Annotated in this window: 7 protein-coding genes and 1 pseudogene; all 8 read left to right on the plus strand. The window is 71.2% G+C overall.

Annotation, left to right across the window (positions count from 1 at the left end; genetic code table 11):
* Nucleotides 1-310, plus strand: a 310-nt coding sequence (fliD, locus tag G5C62_RS25730) for a flagellar filament capping protein FliD (protein WP_164703241.1), incomplete at its 5' end; no start/stop codon positions are given.
* Nucleotides 311-391: 81 nt separating this feature from the next.
* Nucleotides 392-778: a flagellar export chaperone FliS gene (fliS, locus tag G5C62_RS25735; protein WP_164703242.1), complete on the plus strand. Its 387-nt coding sequence runs from the start codon at nt 392-394 to the stop codon at nt 776-778.
* Nucleotides 775-1161 (plus strand): hypothetical protein, encoded by a 387-nt coding sequence (locus G5C62_RS25740; RefSeq protein WP_164703243.1) that lies wholly within the window; start codon nt 775-777, stop codon nt 1159-1161. Before fliS ends, G5C62_RS25740 begins: the two co-directional genes overlap by 4 nt.
* Before the next feature lie 282 nt (nt 1162-1443).
* Nucleotides 1444-1773, plus strand: a complete 330-nt coding sequence (locus tag G5C62_RS25745; protein WP_164703244.1) for a flagellar basal body protein — start codon at nt 1444-1446, stop codon at nt 1771-1773.
* Entirely contained in the window at nt 1773-2177 is a 405-nt protein-coding gene (locus G5C62_RS25750) for a flagellar basal body rod protein FlgC (RefSeq protein ID WP_164703245.1), read from the plus strand. The genes G5C62_RS25745 and G5C62_RS25750 overlap by 1 nt, the downstream gene beginning before the upstream one ends.
* A 2-nt stretch (nt 2178-2179) precedes the next feature.
* Nucleotides 2180-2506, plus strand: a complete 327-nt coding sequence (locus tag G5C62_RS25755) for a flagellar hook-basal body complex protein FliE (protein ID WP_164703246.1) — start codon at nt 2180-2182, stop codon at nt 2504-2506.
* Nucleotides 2506-4059, plus strand: a complete 1554-nt coding sequence (gene fliF, locus G5C62_RS25760; protein ID WP_164703247.1) for a flagellar basal-body MS-ring/collar protein FliF — start codon at nt 2506-2508, stop codon at nt 4057-4059. Before G5C62_RS25755 ends, fliF begins: the two co-directional genes overlap by 1 nt.
* A gap of 148 nt (nt 4060-4207) precedes the next feature.
* Nucleotides 4208-4654, plus strand: a pseudogene (locus tag G5C62_RS25765) (flagellar motor switch protein FliG); the annotation flags it as partial.

Raw genomic sequence — 4654 nt, forward strand, 5'->3', positions numbered from 1 at the left:
CCAGCGACTGGTCAACGGGTCCGGCACCGGGACCGCCGCCGTCGAGGGGGTGGCGCAGCGGCTGCTCGGCGTTGCGAAGTCCGCGACCGACAGCACGATCGGTTCCCTCGTCAACCTGGCCAAGGGCAAGGACGGCGAGGTGACCGACCTGCAGGAGCGCATCGACGGGTGGGACCTGCGCCTCGACATGCGCCGGGACACACTGACCCGGCAGTTCACCGCCATGGAGTCGGCCCTGTCCAGCATGCAGGGCCAGTCGAGCTGGCTGGCCTCGCAGCTGGGATCGCTGCCCAGCTGGTCCCGTTCGTAGTCCTCCTGACCCGCGCCGGTGTTCCCACCGTCCGCCTCGTTCGTTCCGTCCGCAGTTCCGCATCACCGAGGAGTCCATCGCATGAGTGCCGCCGCCCTGCGCGCCCGCTATCTGGGCGACGCGGTCGCCACCGCCTCTCCGCAGCAACTGCTGGTGATGCTGTACGACCGCCTCGCCCTGGACCTGGAGCGAGCCGAGGCCGCCCTGATCACCGGCGACCGGCCGGAGGCGGGCAACCAGCTGCAGCACGCGCAGGAGATCGTCCTGGAACTGCAGGCCAGTCTGCGGGTGGACATCTGGGACGGCGGCCCCCGGCTCGCCGCGCTCTACGCCTGGTTGCTGACCGAGCTCATCGCGGCCAACGTCAAGGGCGACGTCCGCCGGATCGCGGACTGCCGCCGGATCGTCGAGCCGCTGCGGGACGCCTGGCGGGAGGCTGCGGCCTCCCTCGCGTCCGCACCTGCATGATCGGCGACCGGGCGGGCGACGGCCCCGCCCGCAACCGGGTCGGGGACTCCCCCGCGCTGGTCGGCGGGGCGCGGAACTGGCCGGCAGTGCTCGACGCCCTCGAGGGCGACGTCCACGAGGCCGAGGCGACCCTCGCCCGTGGCCGGGCCGAGGAGATCGCGGCCTGGGGACGACGGTCCACCGACTGGATCCCGCCGAGCAACCTGGGCCCGCTGCCCGACGACCTCCGCGAGCGCGCCGCCCGGCTGCTGCAGCACCAGCTGGCGGTCGCCGAGGCCCTGGTCGAGCGGATCACCCAGTCGCAGAAGCAGCGGGACGTCGCCGCCCGGATGTCCTACGCACCGGCCCGGCCGGTCGCCTCCTTCATCGACCGGGTGCTCTAGCACCGACGGCACCACCGCACTCCCCCGTCCCCCGGGGCCAAAGTCGCGACTTTGGCCCCGGGGGACGTTCGCGTTCCGTCACCGAGTGCGCTCGATCGGGTGCACCTGGTCATCATCGCGGCGCTGACTGCCGATGACAGAAGTGCACGGAATGCACCACCTCGCCACGGATCGGCGGCCCCTTCGCTCGCAGGCATCGCCTGCGCGCGCAACTCGCCGTACCCGGAGGTACCTCGTGCTCCGTCGCTCCCTGCTGGGCGTCCGGTGATCACCGACTCGACCATGACGGCTCTGCACGCGTCCCTCGCCGGACTGCAGCAGCGCCAGCGGGTGACCGCCGACAACATCGCCAACATCCAGACGCCGGGCTTCCTCGCCGGCCGGGTCGACTTCGAGTCGACCCTGCAGGCGGAGATCGTCAACGGTCAGGTCCCGGCGGGCGGCCGGAGTTCCGTCACCCGCTCGATGGACCCGACCCGGACCGACGGCAACAACGTCAACCTGGACACCGAGACGGTCATCGCGACCGAGACCGGGCTGCGCTACCAGCTGTCGATCAGCGCCCTGGACGGCAAGTACGCCCTGCTGCGCTCCGCCCTGCGGACCCAGTGATGGCAGTTTTCGACACGCTGCGCATCGGCGGCTCGTCGCTGTTCGTCCACCGCAAGTGGATGGACGCCGTGGCGGACAACATGGCCAACATCAACACGGTCAACGCCCCGGGCGAGGACGCCTTCCAGGAACGCATGATCGTCGCCGAGGCGGTCCAGTACGGCTCCGGCCAGGGCGGCGTGCGCGTCGCCGGCACCGAGCTCGGCAGCGCCGAGGGCCGGATGGTCTACGAGCCGACCAACCCCCTGGCCGACGACGAGGGCTACGTCCGCTACCCGGACATCGACCTCGGCGACCAGATGACCCAGCTGCTCATGGCCCAGCGCGGCTACCAGGCCAACCTCGCCACCATCCGCAGCGCCACCGAGGCCTACCAGCAGGCCCTCCAGCTCGGGAAGGGCTGACCATGACCTCACCCATCGCCGGCATCTCCATGGGGATGCCCGGCATCACCGACGTCACGGGTGTCTCCGGCGCCGCCTCGGCCGCCGCTCCCCGGTCCGTCTCCGGCGACGGCGGGTTCGCCGCGATCCTCACCGGCTCGATCGACTCACTGAACGCCGTGCAGGGCAACGCGGACGCCCTCGCGCTGCAGGCCGCCACCGGCGACCTGCAGGACGCCCACGACTACACGATCGCCAGCACCGAGGCCCGGCTGGCCACTGACACCGTGGTGACGCTGAAGAACTCCGCGGTCGCGGCCTTCACCGAGATCATGCGGATGCAGATCTGATGCCCGCCGCTCTCGCCGGACCGATGGAACGGGTCCGCACACTGCTGGCGACGATCAGCGCCGGCCAGAAGATCGTCATCGGACTCCTCCTGGCCGGGCTGCTCCTCGGCGGCTTCTTCTTCACCCGGTGGGTCACCGCGCCCACGCTGTCGCCGCTGTTCAGCAACCTGGCCTCCACCGATGCCTCGGCGATCGTGGAGGAGCTCAACGCCCAGGGGGTCGCCTACGAGCTGACCGACGGCGGCCAGACGATCATGGTGGCCAAGGACGCCGTCTACGACCTGCGTCTGGCGATGAGCGGCCAGGGCCTGCCGGCCGGCGACGAGACCGGCTACTCCCTGCTCGACGAGCAGGGCATCACCACCAGCGAGTTCCAGCAGCAGGTCTCCTACCAGCGTGCGCTGGAGGGGGAGCTCGCCAGCACCCTCAAGGCGCTGGACGGCGTCCGGTCCGCAGTGGTGCACGTCGCGCTGCCCAAGGACGACGTCTTCGCCACCGAGGAGGGCAAGCCGACCGCATCGGTCCTGCTGGACCTCGCCCCCGGCACAAGCCTCGCCGGTGAGCAAGTGCAGGCGGTCACCCACCTGGTCTCCTCCAGCATCGAGAAGATGGACCCGGCCGACGTCACGGTCGCCGACTCCACCGGCGCGGTCCTCTCCGCCGCCGGGGAGGGGATGTCCGCCGGCGCCGGCGACGCGCAGTCGCAGATGGAGCAGGAGTTCGAGGGCCGGCTGGCGGCCAACGCCCAGCAGATCCTGGACCGGGTCGTCGGCCCCGGCAACGCCGTCGTCTCCGTCCGTGCCGACCTGGACTTCGACAAGCGCGGTACGACGATCGAGAGCTACGACTTCAACGAGGGCACCCCGGCGCTGTCGGAGAGCACCACCATCGAGAACTACGAGGGCAACGGCGCGGCCGTCGGCGGGGTGCTGGGTGCCGAGGACCTCGGGGTCAACGGCAACGGCGAGTCCGCCTACGACAAGGAGACGGCGACCCGGAACAACGCCGTCGACAAGACCGTCGAGACCATCGAGGGGGCACCCGGCGCCGTCGAGCGGCTCACCGTCTCCGTGGTGATGGACCAGAACGCGGCCGGGGCGCTGAACCAGGCACAGGTGCAGGACCTGATCGGCAACGCGGTCGGCCTGGACGTCGCCCGCGGGGACGCCATCACGGTCGCCGCGATGGCCTTCGACCAGACCGCCGCCGAACGGGCGGCCGCCGACCTGGCGGCCGCCCAGGAGGCGGAGAAGACCGCCCAGATGTGGTCGATGATCAAGACCGGTGGCATCGCCCTCGGCATCGCCCTGCTGGTGCTCATCGTGTGGCTGCGCTCGCGGCGCAACCGCGAGGAGTACGAGGAGTACGAGGACGAGGAGGCCGAGGAGCGCATCCAGGTCGAGAGCGTCCGGGACCCGGCCCTCGACGACCGGGCGGCGCTGATCGAGGCCCAGCAGCGTGAGCGGGTGCGGGGCGAGATCTCGGAGATGGTCAGCGACCGTCCCGACGAGGTCGCCACGATGCTGCGCGGCTGGTTCGCCGACGCCAAGTGAGCACACGGTCCGGGGCCTCCCCCGGCAGTGCCCGGACACCGTCGGGAGCCCTGCCGGGTGGGGCCCCGGACTGCCGATGCAGGGGGTGGACGCCGGTGGCGTCCAAGGACAAGAGGACTGCCGTGAGCATCGCGAAGGGAGCTGAGCAGTGAGCATCGCCAGCGTCGAACAGCTCGTCGGGGTGCCGGCGACGACGTCGCCCGCGCAGCTCGCCAAGCCCCGCAAGGAGCTGCCGGGCCTGCGCAAGGCCGCGGTGTTCCTCGCCCAGCTGACCAAGGAGGAGGCCGGGGCCGTGCTCGCCCAGATGCGCCCCTCCGAGGTCGAGAAGCTGACCAGCGAGCTCATGGGGCTGCAGCGGGTCAACGGCAGCGACGTCGACGACGTGCTCGGCGAGTTCCACACCCTCATGCAGGCCCGCCGCTTCGTCGGCACCGGCGGCATCGAGTTCGCCCGCGAGGTGCTCGCCGCCGGGCTGGGCGAGGAGAAGGCCGACGGCATCCTCTCCCGGCTCAACGTCGTCTACACCGAACTGCCCTTCGCCTCGCTGCGCAACAGCGACGTCCGGCAGCTGGTCACCTTCCTCAAGGACGAGCAC

Source organism: Modestobacter sp. KNN46-3 (genome assembly GCF_011039295.1).